The 19,865-nt window shown below is 61.8% G+C and carries 20 protein-coding genes; 15 read left to right on the top strand and 5 right to left on the bottom strand.

Annotation, left to right across the window (positions count from 1 at the left end):
- Window positions 1–184 precede the first annotated feature (184 nt).
- The 4 genes from B9Z01_RS15280 (at window position 185) to B9Z01_RS15265 (ending at window position 4,167) form a co-directional block, all read left to right on the top strand.
- A complete protein-coding gene (locus B9Z01_RS15280; protein ID WP_085484388.1) occupies window positions 185–874 on the top strand; it encodes an ABC transporter permease in 690 nt (229 codons plus the stop codon).
- Entirely contained in the window at window positions 871–1,584 is a 714-nt protein-coding gene (locus tag B9Z01_RS15275) for an ABC transporter permease (RefSeq protein ID WP_085484386.1), read from the top strand. The genes B9Z01_RS15280 and B9Z01_RS15275 overlap by 4 nt, the downstream gene beginning before the upstream one ends.
- Before the next feature lie 46 nt (window positions 1,585–1,630).
- Window positions 1,631–2,410: an ABC transporter ATP-binding protein gene (locus B9Z01_RS15270; RefSeq protein WP_085484384.1), complete on the top strand. Its 780-nt coding sequence runs from the start codon at window positions 1,631–1,633 to the stop codon at window positions 2,408–2,410.
- Window positions 2,411–3,009: 599 nt separating this feature from the next.
- The gene (locus tag B9Z01_RS15265) at window positions 3,010–4,167 is read left to right on the top strand and encodes a porin (protein ID WP_085484382.1); all 1,158 of its coding nucleotides are present in this window, start codon (window positions 3,010–3,012) and stop codon (window positions 4,165–4,167) included.
- A gap of 338 nt (window positions 4,168–4,505) precedes the next feature.
- Here B9Z01_RS15265 and glnK read toward each other — a convergent pair whose 3' ends face one another.
- The gene (gene glnK, locus B9Z01_RS15260) at window positions 4,506–4,844 is read right to left on the bottom strand and encodes a P-II family nitrogen regulator (RefSeq protein ID WP_006048444.1); all 339 of its coding nucleotides are present in this window, start codon (window positions 4,842–4,844) and stop codon (window positions 4,506–4,508) included.
- A 66-nt stretch (window positions 4,845–4,910) separates the two neighbouring features.
- Window positions 4,911–6,623: an NAD+ synthase gene (locus tag B9Z01_RS15255; RefSeq protein WP_085484380.1), complete on the bottom strand. Its 1,713-nt coding sequence runs from the start codon at window positions 6,621–6,623 to the stop codon at window positions 4,911–4,913.
- A gap of 141 nt (window positions 6,624–6,764) precedes the next feature.
- Between B9Z01_RS15255 and B9Z01_RS15250 the strand changes: the two genes are divergently transcribed.
- Together B9Z01_RS15250 and B9Z01_RS15245 are read left to right on the top strand one after the other, a co-directional pair.
- Window positions 6,765–7,934, top strand: a complete 1,170-nt coding sequence (locus B9Z01_RS15250) for a GNAT family N-acetyltransferase (RefSeq protein WP_085484378.1) — start codon at window positions 6,765–6,767, stop codon at window positions 7,932–7,934.
- A gap of 10 nt (window positions 7,935–7,944) precedes the next feature.
- A complete protein-coding gene (locus tag B9Z01_RS15245; protein ID WP_085484376.1) occupies window positions 7,945–8,259 on the top strand; it encodes a GIY-YIG nuclease family protein in 315 nt (104 codons plus the stop codon).
- 58 nt (window positions 8,260–8,317) lie between these two features.
- Here the strand turns inward: B9Z01_RS15245 and B9Z01_RS15240 are convergent, their stop codons facing one another.
- Window positions 8,318–10,414, bottom strand: coding sequence for an FUSC family protein (locus B9Z01_RS15240; protein ID WP_085484373.1), 2,097 nt, complete (start codon window positions 10,412–10,414; stop codon window positions 8,318–8,320).
- A gap of 295 nt (window positions 10,415–10,709) precedes the next feature.
- Here B9Z01_RS15240 and B9Z01_RS15235 point away from each other — a divergent pair, with 295 nt between their 5' ends.
- From B9Z01_RS15235 to B9Z01_RS15215, 5 genes are read left to right on the top strand one after another with little or no spacing between them, the layout of a single operon-like run.
- Window positions 10,710–11,507, top strand: coding sequence for a transporter substrate-binding domain-containing protein (locus tag B9Z01_RS15235; protein WP_244196026.1), 798 nt, complete (start codon window positions 10,710–10,712; stop codon window positions 11,505–11,507).
- A 12-nt stretch (window positions 11,508–11,519) separates the two neighbouring features.
- Window positions 11,520–12,197 carry an ABC transporter permease gene (locus B9Z01_RS15230; protein ID WP_085484371.1) on the top strand — a complete coding sequence of 226 codons (678 nt, stop codon included), beginning with the start codon at window positions 11,520–11,522 and terminating at the stop codon, window positions 12,195–12,197.
- Window positions 12,198–12,200: 3 nt separating this feature from the next.
- On the top strand, window positions 12,201–12,974 hold the full coding sequence (locus B9Z01_RS15225) for an ABC transporter permease (protein WP_085484369.1): 774 nt from the start codon (window positions 12,201–12,203) through the stop codon (window positions 12,972–12,974).
- 39 nt (window positions 12,975–13,013) lie between these two features.
- Window positions 13,014–13,616 carry a hypothetical protein gene (locus tag B9Z01_RS15220; protein WP_085484367.1) on the top strand — a complete coding sequence of 201 codons (603 nt, stop codon included), beginning with the start codon at window positions 13,014–13,016 and terminating at the stop codon, window positions 13,614–13,616.
- 23 nt (window positions 13,617–13,639) lie between these two features.
- Window positions 13,640–14,395 carry an amino acid ABC transporter ATP-binding protein gene (locus B9Z01_RS15215; RefSeq protein WP_085484365.1) on the top strand — a complete coding sequence of 252 codons (756 nt, stop codon included), beginning with the start codon at window positions 13,640–13,642 and terminating at the stop codon, window positions 14,393–14,395.
- A gap of 70 nt (window positions 14,396–14,465) precedes the next feature.
- Here B9Z01_RS15215 and B9Z01_RS15210 read toward each other — a convergent pair whose 3' ends face one another.
- Window positions 14,466–15,116, bottom strand: coding sequence for a helix-turn-helix domain-containing protein (locus B9Z01_RS15210; protein WP_085484363.1), 651 nt, complete (start codon window positions 15,114–15,116; stop codon window positions 14,466–14,468).
- Between the two features lie 98 nt (window positions 15,117–15,214).
- Between B9Z01_RS15210 and B9Z01_RS15205 the strand changes: the two genes are divergently transcribed.
- Window positions 15,215–15,688 carry a GNAT family N-acetyltransferase gene (locus tag B9Z01_RS15205; RefSeq protein ID WP_085484361.1) on the top strand — a complete coding sequence of 158 codons (474 nt, stop codon included), beginning with the start codon at window positions 15,215–15,217 and terminating at the stop codon, window positions 15,686–15,688.
- A 197-nt stretch (window positions 15,689–15,885) separates the two neighbouring features.
- Window positions 15,886–16,728, top strand: a complete 843-nt coding sequence (locus B9Z01_RS15200) for a prephenate dehydratase (RefSeq protein ID WP_085484359.1) — start codon at window positions 15,886–15,888, stop codon at window positions 16,726–16,728.
- 74 nt (window positions 16,729–16,802) lie between these two features.
- Here B9Z01_RS15200 and ppa read toward each other — a convergent pair whose 3' ends face one another.
- Window positions 16,803–17,330 (bottom strand): inorganic diphosphatase, encoded by a 528-nt coding sequence (ppa, locus tag B9Z01_RS15195; RefSeq protein WP_085484357.1) that lies wholly within the window; start codon window positions 17,328–17,330, stop codon window positions 16,803–16,805.
- A gap of 236 nt (window positions 17,331–17,566) precedes the next feature.
- On the opposite strand from ppa, the gene B9Z01_RS15190 reads away from it, so the two are divergent.
- Complete coding sequence (locus tag B9Z01_RS15190) at window positions 17,567–19,006, top strand: aldehyde dehydrogenase family protein (RefSeq protein ID WP_085484355.1); 1,440 nt, start codon at window positions 17,567–17,569, stop codon at window positions 19,004–19,006.
- Window positions 19,007–19,092: 86 nt separating this feature from the next.
- Window positions 19,093–19,851 (top strand): SDR family oxidoreductase, encoded by a 759-nt coding sequence (locus B9Z01_RS15185; protein ID WP_085484354.1) that lies wholly within the window; start codon window positions 19,093–19,095, stop codon window positions 19,849–19,851.
- Window positions 19,852–19,865: the final 14 nt, after the last annotated feature.

The following is a 19,865-nucleotide window of genomic DNA, read 5'->3' as shown; positions in this document are numbered from 1 at the left end:
AAAACAACTCGAGACGAAAGTCCCAAAAGCGCGCTGCAGGAGCGGCAACGGTTCTGCAGCATGATTTGCACAGCGGTGCGCTGTGCGCCGCAGGTTACGGCGAGCCGAGCGCTCGCGGCACACGCGGTGCGACACGGGCCGCGTCTTTCGCGATGCGTCACAAGCGCATCGTCAAGGACTTCATATGTTCCTTCAAGGCTACGGCCCGCTGCTTCTCAGCGGCACCTGGCAAACCGTCAAACTGGCGGTGTTGTCGCTCGTGCTCGCTTTCGTGCTGGGCCTCCTCGGCGCGGCCGCGAAACTGTCGAAAAACCGCGTCTCCTACGGCATCGGCACCGTGTACACGACGCTCGTGCGCGGCGTGCCCGATCTGGTGCTGATGCTGCTGCTCTTCTACAGCATCCAGATCTGGCTGAACAACCTGACCGACGCGTTCGGCTGGGATCAGATCGACATCGATCCGTTCGTGGCCGGTGTCGCGGTGCTCGGCTTCATCTACGGCGCGTACTTCACCGAGACCTTCCGCGGCGCGTTTCTCGCCGTGCCGCGCGGCCAGCTCGAAGCGGGCGCCGCCTACGGCATGACGAGCTGGCAGGTGTTCTCGCGCGTGATGTTCCCGCAGATGATGCGTTTCGCGCTGCCGGGCATCGGCAACAACTGGCAGGTGATGGTCAAGGCGACCGCGCTCGTGTCGATCATCGGTCTCGCCGACGTCGTCAAGGCCTCGCAGGACGCCGGCAAGGGCACGCTGCGGTTCTTCTTCTTCACGCTGCTTGCCGGGGCGATCTATCTCGTCATCACCACCGTGTCCAACTTCGTGCTGATGTACCTCGAAAAGCGTTACTCGACTGGCGTGCGAAAGGCGGATCTATGATTGCGATCATTCAGGAATACTGGCGCAACTATCTCTTCACCGACGGCTACCGCTTCACCGGTGTCGCGATCACGCTGTGGCTGCTGGTCGTGTCGATCGGGCTCGGCTTCTGTCTCTCGGTGCCGCTCGCGGTTGCGCGCGTGTCGAAGAAGAAGTGGCTCTCCGGCATGGTGTGGCTCTACACGTACATCTTCCGCGGCACGCCGCTCTACGTGCAGCTGCTGCTGTGCTACACCGGTCTCTACAGCCTCGAGATCATCCGCAACAACGAGCTGACCAACGCGTTCTTTCGCGACGGCATGCATTGCACGCTGCTCGCGTTCACGCTGAACACCTGCGCGTACACGACCGAGATCTTCGCGGGCGCGATCAAGGCGACGCCGTACGGCGAGATCGAAGCGGCGCGCGCGTACGGCATGTCGTCGTTCACGCTGTACCGGCGCGTGATTCTGCCCTCGGCGCTGCGCCGCGCGCTGCCCTACTACAGCAACGAAGTGATCCTGATGCTGCACGCGACCACGGTCGCGTTCACGGCCACGGTGCCGGACATCCTCAAGATCGCGCGCGACGTGAACTCCGCGACGTATCAGTCGTTCAATGCGTTCGGTATCGCCGCGCTGCTGTATCTATGTATTTCTTTCGCGCTCGTGTGGCTGTTCCGCCGCGCCGAGCGTCGCTGGCTCGCTTACCTGCGGCCGCAAGGCAAATAACGTTGGGCACCGCGCCCTAAGCCAGGCAAGCTCGTCAAGGATCCTGATGAACACCAAGAAGCAGAAGCTCTTCGTCGACGAGCTTCACAAAAAATACGGCGACAACGAAGTCCTCAAGGGCGTGTCGCTGAAGGCCGATGCCGGCGACGTCATCAGCGTGATCGGTTCGTCCGGCTCGGGCAAGAGCACGATGCTCCGCTGCATCAACTTTCTCGAACAGCCGAACGCCGGGCGCATTTTCGTCGACGGCGAGGAAGTGCGTACGCAAACCGCCAAGGACGGCGCGTTGCGCGTGTCGGACCCGAAGCAGTTGCAGCGCGTGCGCACCAGGCTCGCGATGGTGTTCCAGCACTTCAACCTGTGGTCGCACATGAACGTGCTCGAGAACATCATCGAGGCGCCGGTGCATGTGCTCGGCCTGAAGCGCAAGGAAGCCGAAGAACGCGCGCGCGAATATCTCGAGAAGGTCGGTCTCGCGCCGCGTCTCGAGAAACAGTATCCGTCGCATCTGTCGGGCGGGCAGCAGCAGCGCGTCGCGATTGCGCGCGCGCTCGCGATGCATCCCGACGTGATGCTGTTCGACGAACCGACCTCCGCACTCGATCCCGAACTCGTCGGCGAAGTGCTCAAGGTCATGCAGAAGCTCGCCGAGGAAGGCCGCACGATGATCGTCGTGACCCACGAAATGGGATTCGCGCGCAACGTGTCGAATCACGTGATGTTCCTGCATCAGGGCCGCGTCGAAGAAGAAGGCCATCCCGACGAAGTATTCAGGAACACGAAGAGCGAACGCCTCAAGCAGTTCCTCTCGGGCAGTCTCAAGTAAACTGCGCGCAGCCCGTTAGGCGGGCTGCGCTGCAATTTGTAGTTAATGTAGTTTTACAAGGCGCTTACAAGCGCCTTTTTTTATTTCCTCTCTTTACTCATCACGGCCGTTCGGACCGCCAAAAACCCGCCGGAACGGCCTTCCGTGTTGCTTTTTCGCGATACCTCGCCACTTTCTGAGCGTCAATAGTGGCAATCCTTAGTACGTCCCCAGGCAAACCGTGAGTCCCTTGTCAGACAAGGGTTTGCGTACCCTTCCAGGGAACTCCGGCAAGTTGCAGTTCACATTCGTATTGCAATTTGGCGACACCGTCTGAGGGAGGTGCCAATTTCTTCTCCCAGCTAAAGTTATTTTTGATAAATTAGTAACCAAAGTAGCAAAACAAAGTTGATTAAAAGTAGTTTCACTTCAAAGCACAGAGGAGAACCGGTCGGCGAGGAATCGGCATGACGCACAGATAGCTCAAGGCTACGCGTCACGGCAGGAGACCCTATCCACCCGCCAATCTCCCCTGGTACCGCTTTCTGTTCGGTGCAACTCGCGTCCGAACACCACTCGCAGTACTGGGTTTCTTTTTTTGACAGGGTATGGAGGAGAAGATGAAGAAAGCTTTGCTCGCCGCAGCGCTGATGTCGGCCGGCGTTGTCGCACACGCTCAAAGCAGCGTGACACTGTACGGCCGCCTCGATGCGGGCCTCGAGTACATGTCGGGTGTCCCGACCGGTGCCAACGCCAACGGCGCGGCTAATGGCAGTTCGAACCGCTTCAAGGCTGAAAGCGGCGACTGGGGTACCAGCCTGTGGGGCTTGAAGGGTGTCGAGGACATCGGTGGCGGCAACAAGGTCCTGTTCCAGTTGGAAGGCTCGTTCAACACGATGACGGGTTCGGGCCCCGGCGGCGGCGGTCTCTTCAATCGCTGGGCGACGGTGGGTCTGGCGAACGACCAGTACGGTACGTTCACGATGGGCCGCATGCTCTTCATCTCGAACGGCGTGTGGGACTTCGACCCGTTCGGTCAATCGAACTGGTCGTCGGCATCGCTCGTGCGTGGCCGCAACTGGCCGCAGTCGAGCAACAACTTCGCGTACCAGTCGCCGAAGATCGCGGGCTTTGACTTCTACGGCCAGTACGCGCTGTCGAACGCGACGAGCTGGAACGGCAACGGCACGACGCCGCAAGGCCGCGAAGCTGGCGCACAAGTCACCTACACGAACTCGCTGTTCCAGATCCGCGGTCTGTACGACGAAATCCGCAACCCGACGACCGGTGCACTGTGGGGTGGCGCAGTTGCCAACAACGGCATCAATTCGGCTAACACGGGCAACGGCGTGTTCTCGGCATCGCGTGAATACACGGCGATGTTCAACGTCTTCCTCGGCCAGTTCAAGATTCAGGGTGCTTACCAGGCGGTGCGTTCCGGAGGTGCCACGGGCGTCGCGTATGGTCAGCCGACCACCCTCAATCACGAATGGGGCGGCGTGACGTGGCAGGCAACGCCGGCTGCGGCGCTGATCGCCGCGGTCTACCACGTGAACGGCAACAACGGCGCGGGCAATGCGACGATCTACACGGTTGGCGGTTCGTACAACCTGTCCAAGCGCACGCTGCTCGACCTGCAGGCTGCAACGGTGCGCAACAGCCGTACGGCGAACTTCGGTCTGAACGCGAACAACGCTGGCTACTCCGCTGCGACGGATAACCCGCTGCAAGGCCGCGCGCAAAGCGGCGTGTACGCAGGTATCCAGCACTCGTTCTAAGCGGACGGTATCCCCCGAAGGGATTTCCTTCGGGGTGTAGTTATCACGGGTTTCTTCAAGAGAATCTTTTTCACGCTGCTGCGAGAGGCGCGTATCGGTGCAATACCCGCAAGGGTATTGCACCGTTTTTTATTGGACGCGTGTTTTTCGCGCAGGCGTTTTCAGCGTGCCATACGCACCGCGACGGTGCGCTGCTTGCCCACTTGAGGTGAAAAGAAGGGTCGCCGTCTGTCTGCTTCGGTTGTCGACGACACGGCGCGGAATGTAGCGCGCAAAACGCTGCGGAATGGCAGTACCAGGAGCAGTACTACGGATCGCGGCTCGACAGCGCCGCCCTCCTACACCGCCGCTTCGTTCTCCTCGCCGGTGCGGATACGGATCACGCGCTCGACGTCCGCGACGAAAATCTTGCCGTCGCCGATCTTGCCGGTACGCGCCGCGCCGATGATCGCATCGATCACCTGATCGCACTGGTTGTCCGCGACCACGACTTCGATCTTCACCTTCGGCAGAAAGTCGACCACGTACTCTGCACCACGATAGAGCTCGGTATGCCCTTTCTGACGGCCGAAGCCTTTGACTTCGGTAACGGTCAGCCCGGTGAGGCCGACTTCCGCGAGCGCCTCACGCACTTCGTCGAGTTTGAACGGTTTAATGACTGCGGTGATGCGCTTCATGGCGAACCTCGTCTCGTGATAGGAAGAGTGAAAGGGAAATGGATGATTTTTATTCTACGCCGCCACTCACTCCACCGGTTCGGTATAGCGCGACGTGATCGGATAACGCCAGTCACGGCCGAACGCGCGATGCGTGACACGAATGCCGATCGGCGCCTGACGGCGCTTGTACTCGTTGATCTTGATGAGACGCGTGACGCGCTTCACGTCGTCGGCCGCATAGCCCGCCGCGATGATTTCCGCGAGCGAGCGGTCCTCCTCCATGTACATACGCATGATCGCGTCGAGCACGTCGTATTCGGGCAGGCTGTCCTGGTCGGTCTGGTTCTCGCGCAACTCCGCCGACGGCGCGCGCGTGAGAATGCGCTCGGGAATCACGTCGCGCGTGGCGAACGTGGTGGCTGCGTTGCGATAGTGGCACAGCCGGTACACGAGCGTCTTCGCAATATCCTTGATGACCGCGAAGCCGCCCGCCATGTCGCCGTACAGCGTGCAGTAGCCGACCGCCATCTCGCTCTTGTTGCCGGTGGTCAGCACGATCGAGCCGAACTTGTTCGAGAGCGCCATCAGCAGCGTGCCGCGAATGCGCGCCTGGATGTTCTCCTCGGTCGCGTCTTCGGCGCGGCCCGCGAACTCCTCGGCGAGCGCGCCGCGAAACGCGTCGAACATCGGCGCGATCGCGATCTCGTCGTAGCGCACGCCGACGCGGCGTGCCATGTCGGCGGCGTCGGTGGTGGAAATGTCGGCCGTGTAGCGCGACGGCATCATCACCGCGCGCACCTTGTCGGCGCCGAGCGCGTCGCATGCGACTGCGAGCACGAGCGCCGAATCGACGCCGCCCGACAGGCCGATCAATGCCCCCGGAAAGCCGTTCTTGCCGATGTAATCGCGCACGCCCATCACGAGCGCCGCGTACACCTGCGCCTCGAGCGACTGCTCCGGAGCGATCTCGGCGGAGAGCGGCTTGCCGTCTTCGAATTCGACGATCGCGGTCGCTTCTTCGAACTGCGCGAGCTTCGCGACGAGTTCGCCCTGCGCGTCGAGCACGAACGAACCGCCGTCGAACACAAGTTCGTCCTGGCCGCCGACCATGTTCACGTAGACCATCGGCAGACCGGTCTCGCGAATCCGCGCGCGCAGAATGTCGAAGCGCACCGCTTCCTTGTTCAGGTGATAGGGCGAGCCGTTCGGAATCAGCAGCACCTGCGCGCCGGCGGCCTTCGCCATCTGCGCGGCCGACGCATGCCACGCGTCCTCGCAGATCACGACGCCGTACTTGACGCCGTCGAGTTCGAACACGAATGGCTGCGGGTCGGATGCGAAGTAGCGCTTCTCGTCGAACACCTCGGTATTGGGCAGATCCTGCTTGCGATAGGTGCCCTTCACTTCGCCGTCGACGATCAGCGAGGCCGCGTTGAACGTATCGACCGGCGGCACGCCGCGCTCGATCGGCGCGTTTGCATTACCATGGCCGTGCGCTACGCTGTGCACCGGGCTGTGAGCACGATCCCGCAACGGATGGCCGACGATCACATGGAGCCCCGCGAACGGCTTCAGTTGCGCGGCGAGATCGGCCAGCGCCGCGGCGCTCGCGGTATAGAACGCAGGACGCAGCAGCAGGTCTTCGGGCGGATAACCCGAGAGCGCGAGTTCAGGCGCGACCAGCAGCTTCGCACCGTCGTTGTGCGCGGCGCGCGCGGCGGCGACGATCTTCGCGACGTTGCCGGCGAAGTCGCCGACGGTGACATTGATTTGGGCAAGAGCGATTCGGGTCTTCATGGCAGGATCGACAGGCAAGCCATAACGGCTCGCGGGTACCGCGGCTCAATGGCTCGACGGATTGGACAAACCGGATAAACGAACGAAGCGGCTCGGCCATCTTCACGCCACCGCGCCGTTCATTGCAAACAGTCACGCAGATTGAACCAGCAACGCATCGATTATCGCACGGGCATTCTGGCGTCGCCCTCCGAGGTGGACGCCGCCGAGTGGAATGCTCTTCTCGCGCAACAGCAGCAGCCCACGCCGTTTCTGCGGCACGAGTTTTTGAGCGCGCTGTCCGCGACACAATGCGCGGTCCCCGACACCGGTTGGGCACCGCAATTCGTCACGCTCACCGACACGCGCACGGGTCAGCTCGCGGCGGCCGCGCCGGTCTATCTGAAGGGCCACTCGTACGGAGAGTACGTGTTCGACTGGGCCTGGGCCGACGCATATAAACGCAACGGTCTGCCGTATTACCCGAAGCTGCTGTGCGCGGTCCCGTTCACGCCGGTGCAGGGCAACCGTCTGCTGTCGGCCAACGCTCACGCGTTGCGTCATCTCGCCGCCACGCTGATGGCGTTCGCCGAGCAGGCCGAGGTGTCGTCGCTGCACGTGCTGTTTCCGACGCAAACCGAAGCCGATGCGCTCGAAGGCCTCGGCATGATGCAGCGCGAAGGCGTGCAGTTTCACTGGCTCAACGACGGCTATCGCGACTTCGACGACTTCCTCTCGACGCTCGAACAGAAGAAGCGCAAAAACATCCGCGCCGAGCGCCGCAAGGTGCGCGACGCGGGCGTGACGCTGCGGCGCATTCGCGGCGAAGACATTCAGGACGCCGACTGGCGCTTCTTCAGCAAGTGCTACCGGCAAACCTATCGCGAGCATTTTTCGAGTCCGTATCTGAACCTCGATTTCTTCCGCACGATCGGGGCGTCGATGCCGGAGAACCTGCTGCTCGTGATAGCCGAATACGAAGGCAAGCCGATCGCGAGTTCGCTCGTCATCTATCAGCGCGACGCGCAAACCGGCGGCACGCTGTATGGCCGATACTGGGGCGCGCTCGAACACGTGCCGTGCCTGCACTTCGAAACCGCGTACTACCAGCCGCTCGAATTCTGCATCGAGGAAAAGCTCGGCGCGTTCGAAGGCGGCGCCCAGGGCGAGCACAAGATGGCGCGCGGTTTTCTGCCGACGGTCACGCGCTCGGCGCACTGGCTCGCGCATCCAGCGTTTGCGGATGCGGTCGGCCATTTCCTCGACAACGAAAAGAACAGCATCCACGCTTACGTGGACGAGCTGCGCGAACACAATCCGTTCAAAGGCTGACGGCGCGTTTATGACGTGGTTTCTCTATCTGCTCGAATGCTCGGACGGCAGCGTCTACACCGGCATCGCAACCGACGTCGCCGCGCGCTTCGACAAACACGTGAGCGGCGTGGGCGCGCGTTATACGCGCTCGCGCAAGCCGGTGCGGGTGCTGGCGTCGTTCGAACTCGCGGATCGCTCGAGCGCTTCGAGCGCCGAATATTGGGTCAAGCGGCTCGCGCCCGCGGAAAAGCGCGCGCTGGCGGCGGGGTTGCGCACGCTGGAGTCGGTGATGCCGGCGCCGGCCGCCGAGGCCGAAACGGGAGATGACGGCGAGGCCGCCTGAGGCGCGGAAATTCCGTGCTTCCGCACATCAGCGCACATCAGCAGCGCACTGCGTCTCTTTACCCCCGCGCCTCCCGCATCCTCTCCGTCAACAGGCGATGCACGCGCGCCAGCTCACCGACCGCATCCGCTTCGAGCGAGGTCAGCCGCTCGCGCGCGGGCAGTTCGTGCCGCACCGGCCGCAACGTGCGGTTCAACGCCGCCTCGATTGCCGCGCTCATCGCCGCAACCCATTCGCCGAGTTCCGTGTGCATGTCGCGCCGGTTCGCGCTCAGGCGCAACTGCGTCGCGGTGCCCGCCATTCTGCGCAGCAGGCTCAGCACGGTCAGCGTCACGGTGTCGGCCAACGAGTCTTCGAGCTTTTCGAGGCGCACGCGGCCAATCGCTTCTTCCGCGTTGTTGCTGCACAAACCCGCGGCGCGGCGCAGACGTTCCATGTCCTTGTCGTTGCGCGACGGCGTTTCGAGCGCCGCGCGCAGATACGCGAGATTGGCACGCACCGCGTCGCCGAGATAGACACGCACGTCGAGCTTTTCGCGCGTCGGCCATAGACAGAACGTCGCGAACAGCGCGAGCACGCAGCCGAGCACATTGTTGCCGAGCCGTGTGAGCGCGAACGCGAACTCGTTGGCGCCCGGCGTCGCGAAGTCGGCGACGAGCACGAAGGTCGGCGTGAGAAACAGCACGAACAGGCTGTAGCTGACGGGCCGCAGTGCCATCGTCGCCATCACGAGCGGAAACACCGCGAGCGAAATGCCGAGCGGCGAATGAATTGCATAGCCGATTGCCGCCGCCAGCACCCCGCCGACGATGCTGCCCGCCACGCGCTCGACACTGCGCGGCCACGTCGCGGCGATCGACGGTTGCAGGATCAGCAGCGTCGCCATCGTCGCCCAGTAGCCGAACGGCAGACCGAGCGCGCGGATCACGAGAAAGCCCGCCGTGGTCGTCACGCCGACGCGCGCCGCGTGACGCAAGCCGACCGACTGCCACGAGAGGTTCGCCTTCAGCGTCGACCACACGCGCGCGGCATAACGCGCAACGCACTCGCTCCACCGCTCGGCATGCGCCTCGCGCGGCGCGAAATCGACGAGTTCGAAACCGGATTGCAGCTTCACCGGTTCGAGCAACGCGCTTTCGAGCCGGCTTGCGAAACGCCGCAAGCGCCGTTGCTGATCCGCGAGACGTTCCCAGCGCGCATCGCCGCTCGCCACGCCGATATCGCGTAACACCTTGCCAAGCGCATTCAGCAGCCGCTCAGCGCGTTGCGTGCGGCGCGGATCGCCGGAGACTTTCTCACTTGCGCCCGACACCGCGATCAGATACGCGAACAAAGCCTCGCCGTCGGCCAGCAAGCCGAGCAGCGTGTCGTAGGTTGCGGCGCCGCCCGCTCTCGATACGGGCACTTTCGCGAGCGCATCGCGCGAACGTTCGAGCGCGGCGCGCGCATCGGCGCGAAACTGCGCGGCGTGCGTGGCCCATTCGCGCGGCGCGGCGCGGCGGCCAACGAGGCGCGCGCTATCGAACGCGACATCGGCGAGCCGCAGATACACCGCGCGCAGCGATGCGCGGCTCGCGCCGAACGGATGAATACGCCACACCGTCAGACTCAGCACGACCGCAAACAGGCAGCCGGCGAGGTAGACGCCGAGAAACGCGAGACCGGCGCGCGCGTCGTGCATCGGCCGGTCGACCATCACGACACACGCGGTCGCCGCGAGGATCGTCACCTGCGACGTGGCCGCGCCCCAGATGCGGCCGAACGCGCCGAGCGTCGTGAACGCGAGCACCGCGAACGCGGCGAACGCGGTCCCCGCGCCGGACGCGAAAGCGGTGATGCCGCCGCACAGCGTGGAGAGCAGCGCGAAGCCCATCATTGAGGCGAGGCGCGCGCGGTTCGAGCCGGCCGCATCGGCAAGGCAGGTCCAGAACGCGCCGATCGCGGCCCACGCAAACACCGGATCGTGCAGCACGTTGCCGAGCGCGAGCATCGCCGTCGAGGCGCAGGCCGCCCTCAATCCTTCGGAGAGACTTGCCTCGCTCGCCGCGAACGACACCATCCAGACCGGCCGCTTGCGGTAGATCGCGGTGACGATCGAGTGCAGCCAGGTCGACCAGCGTGACGAGCTCGAATGGGATTTGCTGCGGTTCATCATCCGGACAGTGTGCTCATGAATTCGTGAAGCGCGTGCGAATGTGAGGCCGGTTAGCGCGCGGGGGTGCGGCAAATGATACGGGTTTACACCTAAATAATAAAAATGCGTTTGGGTCATCCTGGCGATGCATCGAGGTTATCGGCCCTCTCGCTGGCTATCTGAGCGGATCGGGTCAATGTTTACCCGCATCCGTCTATTTGCATGACATTAAAATATTGACATTAAATTAACGGCTGGCTACCTTTTCTCTCAAGCCGCGGATGATCCGCGCTGTAACTACGAGAGAGCACAGACCATGTCATTCCGTCTCTTCAAACGTCTCCGGGCGATGCTCGGGTGTGGCCTTGCCGTGGCGGCGGTCCTTGCGTCCGCGCCGGCCTTGTCTGCCAGTGACACGCTGCGCGTCGCAACTGAAGGCACCTACCCGCCGTGGAGCTTCAAGGACGCAAGCGGAAACCTGCAAGGCTTCGATGTGGACATCGCAAACGCGCTTTGTGCACAGATGAAGATGAAATGTCAGATCGTTGCCCAGGCGTGGGACGGCATCATTCCGGGCCTGCAGGCCAACCGGTATGACGCCATCGTGGCCTCGATGTCGACGACACCGGCGCGCCGCAAACAGGTGCTTTTCACGAACAAATATAAAGAGACCACCTCAAGCTTTATCGTCGCCAAGGACAGTGGCATCAAGGATGTGACACCCGCCGGTCTGAAAGGCAAGCGCATTGGTGTCCAGCGCGGTTCCTCGCAGCATCAATGGCTGACGGCTAACGGCTATGACAAGACCGCGACGCTTGTTCTCTACGACGACACGCGACAGCCGGAACTCGACCTCGTTGCAGGACGGGTGGACGCAATCATCGGCAATAAGGCGACCTTCTATTCGGGTTTCTTCAAGCGCCCGGAGTCCAAGGATTACACGTTCGTCGGTCCGGAATTCAAAGGCGGCGTCCTCGGAGACGGCAATGCGATCGCGGTTCGTCTCGACGATACCGACTTGTGCAACCGCCTCAATACCGCCCTCGACGCCATCATGAAGAACGGTACTTATGAGCAAATTCGTAAGAAGTACTTCCCTTTCCCGCTGATGTAAAAGGGTGCCCGCATGTCTAGTCTCACTCTGAATGGATATGGCGCGCTGATTCTGCTGGGCGCTGCGACCACGCTGCTGGTGGCATTGGCGGCCACGGCGATTGGCTCGGTCATCGGCGTGTTCATGGCGGCCGCCAAGTTGTCCCCGTCAGCCGTTCTGCGGCGCATCGCCGGAACCTACACGACGACGATTCGAGGTGTACCGGACCTGCTGGTGATCTTTCTCGTGTACTACGGCGGCAGCGCCACGCTCTCGCATTTGCTGGGCCACTCCATCGAAATCAACGCGTTCACTGCGGGCGCTGTGTCGCTCGGGCTCGTCTTTGGTGCATATGCGACGGAAATCTTCCGTGGCGCAATCCTCGAAGTCCCGCGAGGTCAGACCGAAGCTGCATCCGCTCTTGGTTTGTCAGCTTCCGGCGTTTTCGTTCACGTGGTCGCGCCCCAGGCGTGGAGGCTCGCGATTCCAGCATTCGGGAACCAGTTGACGGTTCTCCTGAAAGAGACAGCGCTCGTGTCGCTCGTTGGGCTGGAGGACCTGATGCGTCGCACCGGCTTCGCTGTTGAAGGGACCAACCGTCCATTCTTCTTCTATCTCGTGGCCGGCATCCTGTATTTCGTGCTCAGCTATGCAATGACAAACGCTTTCGGCGTGGCACGGCGAAAGACTGCTACAACCTTGGCAAGGTGAGACATGTTTGACTTTTCATTACTCTTTTCGAGTCTCCCCAAGCTACTTTCTTCGCTGCCTGTCACCCTCGAACTGTTTGCGGCTATCGTCGCAGCGGGTATAGGTATCGGAGTTCCCGTTGCTTTGCTCGGCCTTGGCGACTCGAAGATTCTCAGTGGTTGCGTCAAATTCTATATTGGCGCTTTCCGCGGGACACCGGCGCTGGTACAACTGTTCTTCCTGTATTACGGATTCGGGCAATTTACTTTTATTCGGCATTCGATGCTTTGGCCGGTGTTGCGTGACCCGTTTATGTGCGCGGTCATCGCGCTCGGTATGAATTCCGGTGCGTACACAGCCCGGATTCTCATGGGAGCCTTGAGTGCGGTCCCCAAAGGTATCGTCGAAGCCGCTGAAGCGCTCGGTCTGAGCCGCACGTCGATTCTCACGAAAATCAAGGCGCCTATCGCGGTGCGCATCGCACTGCCCGCGTATGCGAATGAGACGATCCTGAACCTCAAGGCAACGTCTCTGGCTTCTACCGTCACCATCATGGAGTTGACTGGCACCTCGAAACTGCTTGTTAGCGAAACCTATGCGCCTTATGAGATTTTCGTCGGTGCTGGTCTCGTCTATCTGGCAATGACGTTTGTGCTCGCTCAACTTTTCAGGTACCTCGAACTTCTCGTCGGGCGCAAGACCGGTAAGCCTGATTCGACTTCGAGACGCGAGAAGCGGAGCAGTTCCGTGACGCTTCAATCGCAAAATTCGAGCGATGCACAGGCCGCTTCGCATTGACGGATGCGGCCCGCAACAACATCTTTGGAGAATTCAACAGTGCTTCGGTTTATCACCCTTGGTCCCAGCGGCAGCAATCATGAATTCGTCGCCGGTCGATACCTCGAGTTCCACGGACTTGCAGACGCCTCGACCGTCGAACTTGTCCTCGATTTCGATAGCGCTGCTCAGGCGGTGATAAGGGGCGACGCGGATTATCTGCTTCAGGTGGCTGTTCATCCGTCTACGACAGAAACTGTTGCCAAGTATCGCAAGCAACTCTTCGTCGTCGATGCATTCGTATCGGGCAGCAAAGACATGGCCGTCGTTACGCGCATCGACGTCGAGCGTCCAACGTCGCTGGCGCTACAGCCCGCAACCCGTGACTACGTCGATACCCGCGGTTTGGAACTCATTCCAGAGACATCGATCGCATCGGTTGCCGATGGCCTGCTTGCTGGAAAGTATGAAAGCGGACTGACCTATTCGTCGCTTGCGCAGGACTATCCGTCGCGCTTTCGGCTCGATGAGGTAGTCGGAACCGTTGACGACCCGTGGATCATCTACGGCCGGCAGCGACTTTCCGAAGGGCAAGTCGTGACGTGGAAGGACAGCCCGGCAGGCCGGGCCTACCAAAGCAAATTGAAACGCGCTGCCGGCTGAGCAGCAAGCAAAAGAGGATTGATATGGTTACCGAATCGAACGCGGATTACGTGATTACCATCAAGGGCCTTCGCAAGAGCTATGGTGATGTCAATGTCCTGAAGTCCATCTCTCTTGATGTACGAAAAGGCGAAAAAATCGTGCTTTGTGGTCCGTCCGGGTCGGGCAAGTCGACGCTCATCCGTTGCGTGAACAGGTTGGAAAAACACGACGCCGGCGACATTCTCGTGGATGGAATCCGACTCACCGACGACGTCAGGAATGTGCGTATGGTTCGAGCGGACGTCGGCATGGTGTTTCAGCATTTCAACCTGTTCCCCCACATGACTGTGCTAGAAAACTGCACGCTTGCGCCAATGCGCGTGCGCGGTATGAAACGCAAGGAAGCGCAAGAGAAAGCGATGGAGATGCTCGAGCGCGTTCGTGTGTCAGAACATGCGTCCAGGTACCCTGCTCAACTGTCTGGGGGTCAACAGCAACGTGTGGCTATCGCTCGTGCGCTGTGCATGTCTCCGACAATCATGCTGCTCGACGAGCCCACGTCGGCTCTGGATCCAGAGATGGTCCGCGAGGTTCTCGACACCTTGACGCTGCTCGCAGAAGACGGGATGACGATGCTCTGCGTAACGCACGAGATGGGTTTTGCAAAAGCAGTTGCAGACCGCATCCTCTTCCTTGACCAAGGTGAGATTCTCGAAGACTCACAGCCCGCCGAGTTCTTCTCGACACCTGGAACCGAGCGGGCCAAGCGCTTTCTCAGTCAGATGATTCACGAGTAATCCGGATGCAGTGAGTACTTCGCGACGCAAAAGACCATGCTACGAGTCAGAGCAAATAGCTGGAACAGCGCTAGCTATACTCCCGGATATTGAAGAAGACGGAGAGAAATCGGACCGGAATACTATCGATTTCTTCAGGGCCGTGCGCCGCGTTGGGGTCGAAAAGCAGACTGTCGCCAGGCTTTACCTCGTAGAGACGGTTGGCATAGCGATACTTCATTCTGCCTTCAAGCACATGGATGAACTGAAGCCCCGTTGTCTGGTGTGTGGACCAGGGCTGGGACTTTTCATCGAGCGTCACGATGTACGGTTCGACCGAGAGATTGCCGGAGAGTACGTGACCTATCAGCGTGTAGACGTGCCCGAAGGATGAGCCTTCGCGGTCTACGGTCACTCCGCCGCCAGCCGGAACGAATGAACAGTCATGCCGTTCACTCTGATCGACGAAGAAGCGTGACACCGGTTTGCCCAATGCGTTTGCGATTCGTGTGAGGGTCTCGATTGAAGGCGTCGCAGTTCCCTTCTCGATTCTGGAAAGCATCGAATGTGAGATGCCGGCCATCTTCGCCAAGGCGCCGGATGCAATACCCGCCGCAGTCCGGAAGGTATAAATCTGCGCAGCGAGCGCTCGCGAAACCTTTTCCACGTTCGGGTCACGCGGCTTGTCCGCATCGACGTCCTGCCGCTCCTGTACGGGAAGTTTAGCTTGCGTTCGTGGCATGTGCTTTCAACCATTGGCGGACGAATGGAAAAACCCTGGTCGTCATTATATGAGCCGATGCGGTTCTGCCGGAATCTTTCATAAGACGAGTTGAAGAAATGGCTAATGAAGATATCAAAAGCGGTCTTGAAGTCCGTCGAGTCACGAATGAGGACACGGCCACCGTTACCCACCTTGTAGGCGCGCTCTTCGCTGAGTTACACGAAGGCGATGCCGTACCGGAATATCGCCTCGAATCCGTGGAGAACGTGTTGCGTGACAGCGGGCGCAGTTTTGGATTTATCGCAATCGATGACGAGTCTGCAATCGGTATCCTGCTGCTCACGGAAGGTGTAGCCGTTTTCGCGGGTGGTGCCTTCGGCCAGATTACCGAGCTGTATGTCGACCCGAAGCATCGGTCGCGTGGCATCGCATCACTCCTGGTAAGTCGGGCCGCGGCGTTCGGACGGGAGCGCGGATGGAAGAGGATGGACGTCGGCGCCCCGCACCAGCCACGCTGGAGCCGGTCGCTTCATTTCTACGAATCAGAAGGCTTTGTCGAAGTTGGGCCACGACTCAGGCTCGATTTGTGACATCCCTCATTCGAATTTGCATATGGTTAAAATATTAGCATACAATTAAAAACGTGATGATTTCACTTATGCGATGCGGCTGCCGCGCTTGCTGTCCGTCAGCAGCCAACGCTCAGCGGCTCACGCGGCGGCGATTAACTCAAGGCATCGCCAGACACGCAGTGAAACTCCTTAAGACATCTGGGCAGGAATTAAACATGGCAAGTTCGTCTTCGGCTGTCGGCAATCAGGAAGGTGCTTCGCAAACGACGATTGGTTACCTCGGGCCAGGCGGGTCGTGGACGCATCAAGCCTGCCTGGACCTGTTCGGCCCCGACAGGCTGATTGCGCTGGAAAACGCGAAACTGTTCGCCGCTTTCGCAAACGGAGAGATCGACCAGGCGTGTGTGCCCGTGACGACGTCGGTAGTCGGGGTCACGCCTTATCTGGACCCGGTACTCGATCTGCCATCCGTCGTAGTGATTGCGGAGTATCCGAAAATGCTCGGCTACAGCCTTCTTGCCCGTCCCGGCACGAAGCTCGAAGACATCAGAGAGGTCATCGCACATCCGGTAGCGCTCGAGGAAGTCAAGCCGTGGCTCGACAAGGAAATGCCAACTGTGCGCCGCATCACGGCTCTTGGAGGCGGCGCAGCGGCAAGGAGCGTGTCGGAGAGCAAGTCGCTCGACACAGCCTCGATGGGGCCGAAAATCGGCGGCTCGATTTATGGTTTGGTCTCGCTTGTCGATGACATCGAGCAGGGACCGCACAACGTGACGAGATGGTGGGTGCTTGGCAGGGAGATGCCTGCGCCAACCGGGAACGACAAGACATCGCTGCTTGTCCACATTGAGGATAACGACTTCTCCTCGCTCCTCGCGGACATGACGGCCGCCAGCTTGAAAATCCTGACCATCTACGAGCGGCCGAGCAAGAGAACGCTAGACACCCATCGCTACCTCATCGAAGTGGAAGGGCACGCAAAGGTGGGCACGCTGAAAGCGTTTCTTCAATCCAATCCTCGAATCAGATTGCTCGGCTCCTACGCACGAAAGTACTGAACATCGGAAAAACATAAAAAAAGCGCCCCATCAGGGGCGCCTTGTCAGCAAACTTTCGTTTTCTGATTGCGCGCTTACTTCTTGTAGTTCGCGATACCTTCGCTGATTTCCTTGTGCGCGGCGTCGATGCCCGCCCAGCCTTCGACCTTGACCCACTTGCCCTTCTCGAGCGCCTTGTACTGTTCGAAGAAGTGCTTGATCTGGTCCTTCAGGTAAGCCGGAACGTCGTCGATCGACTTGAGGTCCGCCGTCATCGGGCAGACCTTGTCGTGCGGCACGGCGATCAGCTTCGCGTCGACGCCCGACTCGTCGGTCATCTGCAGCATGCCGAGCGCGCGGGCGCGCACGACCGAGCCGGCCAGCAGCGGGAACGGCGTAATCACCAGCACGTCGACCGGGTCGCCGTCGCCCGACAGCGTTTGCGGAATGAAGCCGTAGTTGGCCGGATAGCGCATGCCGGTGCCGATGAAGCGGTCGACGACGAGCAGGCCCAGGTCCTTGTCGGCTTCGTACTTCACCGGGTCGCTTTGCGCCGGGATTTCGATGATGACGTTGAAATCGTGCGGAAGGTCTTTGCCTGCGGGAACGTGATTGAAGCTCATGAGCGCTCTCTGAACTGGATGGAAGTCGGAAGGCGGCGTACGGCGTGTGCCCGGGCTCGAGGATGTGCGTGCGAACCGCCCGCCCTCTCGCCGCGAATGGTGGCGCCGTGCACCGGACAATGCGGATTGCGCCATTATAGCCAATCGGCAGATGGCATCTCCCGTTCGATCGGCGCGATAATCGTCTGGCCTCGCGCGGCCGCACGCCAGCCGCGCGTCACCTTCAAGGAGCCTGCATGGAAGAAGCCCGGCATTTCATCAGCGGCGAATGGTGCGCCGCTTCCGGCGGCGAGACGATCGCCGTGCTCGATCCGTCGGACGGCCAGCCGTTCACGCGCATCGCGCGCGGCACCGCGGCCGACATCGACGCCGCGGTGCACGCCGCGCGCCGCGCGTTCGAAGGCGCGTGGGGCGCCGCGAGCGCCGCCGAGCGCGGCCGCGTGCTGTACCGCCTGTCGCTGCTCGTGGCCGCGCGCCAGGAGGACCTCGCGCAGCTCGAAGCGCGCGACACCGGCAAGCCGCTCAAGCAGGCGCGCGCCGACGCCGCCGCCCTCGCCCGCTATTTCGAGTTCTACGCAGGCGCCGCCGACAAGCTGCACGGCGAAACGCTCCCCTACCAGTCCGGCTATACGGTGCTGACGATCCGCGAGCCGCACGGCGTGACCGGCCACATCGTGCCGTGGAACTATCCGATGCAGATTTTCGGGCGCAGCGCCGGCGCGGCGCTCGCGGCCGGCAACGCGTGCGTCGTCAAGCCGGCCGAAGACGCGTGCCTCTCCGTGCTGCGCGTCGCCGAACTCGCCGCCGAGGCCGGCCTGCCGCCCGGCGCGCTCAACATCGTGACCGGCTACGGGCACGAAGCAGGCGCCGCGCTCGCGCGTCATCCGGGTATCAATCACGTGTCGTTCACGGGTTCGCCCGAAACCGGCAAGCTCGTCACACAGATGGCCGCCGAAAACCATGTGCCGGTCACGCTCGAACTCGGCGGCAAGTCGCCGCAAATCGTCTTCGCCGACGCCGATCTCGACGCGGCGCTGCCGGTGCTCGTCTCCGCGATCGTGCAGAACGCCGGGCAAACCTGCTCGGCGGGCAGCCGCGTGCTGATCGACCAGGCCATCTACGAGCCGCTGCTCGACAGGCTCGGCAGCGCGTTCCAGGCGCTGCGCGTCGGCCCTTCGCAGGCCGATCTCGACTGCGGGCCGCTCATCAGCGCGAAACAGCAGCAGCGCGTGTGGGACTTCCTCTCCGACGCCCACCACGACGGCATCGCGATGGCCGCGCACGGCGAAGTGGTTCCCGAAGCGCCCGAAAGCGGCTTCTATCAGGCTCCCACCTTGCTGCGCGACGTGCCCGCGAGCCACCGCCTCGCGCGCGACGAAGTGTTCGGCCCGGTGCTCGCCGCGATGCCGTTTCGCGACGAAGACGAAGCGCTCTCACTCGCGAACGGCACGCAGTACGGGCTCGTCGCCGGTATCTGGACGCGCGACGGGGCGCGCCAGATGCGGCTCGCGCGGCGCGTGCGCTCGGGCCAGGTGTTCATCAACAACTACGGCGCGGGCGGTGGGGTCGAGTTGCCGTTCGGCGGCGTCAAGCATTCGGGGCACGGGCGCGAGAAAGGCTTCGAGGCGCTGTACGGTTTCACGGTGCTGAAGACGATTGCGATTCGCCATGGCTAGGCGGCGGTAGAGCCAGGCCACACCGCGGCTCGCGGGTTCGACGCGACAACGCATTGCTATCCACTACAACCAACAACGGAGACATCATGCGGTTGACAGGTAAAACAGCCATCGTCACGGGCGGCGGCTCGGGTTTCGGGGAAGGCATCGCGAAGACCTTTGCGCGCGAAGGCGCGAACGTCGTGGTCAACGACCTCAACGGTCCGGCGGCCGAACGTGTCGCGAGCGAGATCGCGCTGGCGGGCGGCAAGGCGATCGCGGTGCCCGGCAACGTCACGCTGCGTGACGACTGGCGCACGCTGCGCGAGGCCGCGCTCGGAGACTTCGGCAGCGTGCAGATCGTCGTCAACAATGCGGGCACCACGCATCGCAACAAGCCGGTACTCGAAGTGACGGAGGCCGAATTCGACCGCGTCTACGCGGTGAACGTGAAGAGCATCTACTGGAGCGTGCAGGAGTTCGTGCCGTATTTCCGCGAGCAAGGCGGCGGCGGCTTCATCAATATCGCGTCGACGGCGGGCGTGCGGCCGCGCCCGGGGCTTGTCTGGTACAACGGCAGCAAGGGCGCGGTGATCATCGCGAGCAAGTCGCTCGCCGCCGAGCTTGGGCCCGACCGCATTCGTGTGAACTGCGTGAATCCGGTGATCGGCGAGACGGCGCTCGTCTCCGAATTCATGGGTGTCGAAGATACGCCGCAGAATCGCCAGCGCTTTCTCGCCGGCATTCCGCTCGGACGCTTCTCGACGCCGCAGGATATCGCCAATGCGGCGCTCTATCTCGCTTCGGACGAAGCGGAGTTCATTACCGGCGTGTGCCTTGAAGTGGATGGCGGACGCTGCGTGTAGCGGCGAACCGGAGA

Origin of the sequence: Paraburkholderia susongensis, assembly GCF_900177725.1 — a bacterium.
GTDB classification, from domain to species: Bacteria; Pseudomonadota; Gammaproteobacteria; order Burkholderiales; family Burkholderiaceae; genus Paraburkholderia; species Paraburkholderia susongensis.
Note: the sequence above shows the minus strand (reverse complement) of the source record. Positions and strands in the feature narration are given on the sequence as shown.